Here is a 1,262-nt window from a genome sequence, read left to right as displayed (position 1 = left end):
TCACCCGGCTCGATACGGAAACCACGCACCTTCACCTGGTCATCCGCACGCCCCACATACACCAGCTCACCCTCAGCGGTCCACCGCACACGGTCACCCGTCCGATACATCCGCCCACCAACACCAGACACACCGGACAACGGGAACGGAGAAGCAACAAACCGCTCCGCCGTCAGACCCGCACGCCCCGCATACCCACGCGCCAGACCCACACCAGCCACATACAACTCACCCACCACACCCACCGGCACCGGACACAACCCGCCATCCAGCACGAACACCCGCGCATTGACCACCGGCCCACCAATCACCGGACGATCACCCACCACCAACGGACCCGACATCGTCGCGCACACCGTCGTCTCCGTCGGCCCATACGCATTCACCAACCGACGACCCGGCGCCCACTTCCCCACCAACTCACCAGCCAGCACCTCACCCGCCGACACCAACGTCGACACCGACGGCAGATCACCCCCACCCAGCACACTCAAAACCGCCGGAGGCAACGTCACATGCGTCACCCCATGACGCGCCACCAACTCCACCAAACCCCCACCAGGCAACAACTCACCCGCAGGCGCCACCACCACACACGCACCCACCGACAACGCCACCAACACCTCAGCCGTCGCCGCATCAAAACCAACCGACGCGAACTGCAGCACCCGACTCGCACCATCCACCGCGAACCGCTCCACCTGAGCCGCAACCAACGACCCCACACCCGCATGCGACACCACCACACCCTTGGGCACACCCGTCGAACCAGACGTATAAATCACATACGCCGCCTGACCCGACACCACCCCCACACCAGGCACAGACCCATCCAGCGCCGCAACCTCACCCGCAACCGACACCTCATCCACCACCACCCGCACCACACCCGCAGGCACAACCCCCTCACACGACACCTGAGTCACCACACACACCGCACCCGCATCAGCAAGCACGAACCCCACACGCTCCACCGGATAACCCGGATCAACCGGCAGATACGCACCACCCGCCTTCGACACCGCCAGCAAAGCCACCACAAACCCCACACCACGCTCCACACACACACCCACCACAGACTCAGCACCCACACCCCGAGCCCTCAAATACCGCGCCAAACGATTCGCACGCGCATCCAGCTCCGCATACGACACCTCAACCCCATCACCCACCACCGCAACAGCACCCGGAGTCCGCGCCACCTGCGCCTCGAACAACCCCGCAACCGACACCTCACCCACATCAACCACCGTGTCGTTCCA

At 64.6% G+C, this 1,262-nt stretch carries 1 protein-coding gene; it reads right to left on the bottom strand.

Features of this window, described 5'->3' with window-relative positions; all coding sequences use genetic code 11:
* Positions 1 to 1,262, bottom strand: a 1,262-nt coding sequence (locus ABZS71_RS35650) for an amino acid adenylation domain-containing protein (RefSeq protein ID WP_356217033.1), incomplete at both ends; no start/stop codon positions are given.

It is taken from the genome of Streptomyces sp. NPDC005393 (genome assembly GCF_040606675.1).
Taxonomy (GTDB): Bacteria; Actinomycetota; Actinomycetes; order Streptomycetales; family Streptomycetaceae; genus Streptomyces.
This window is presented reverse-complemented; position numbering and strand designations above follow the sequence as displayed.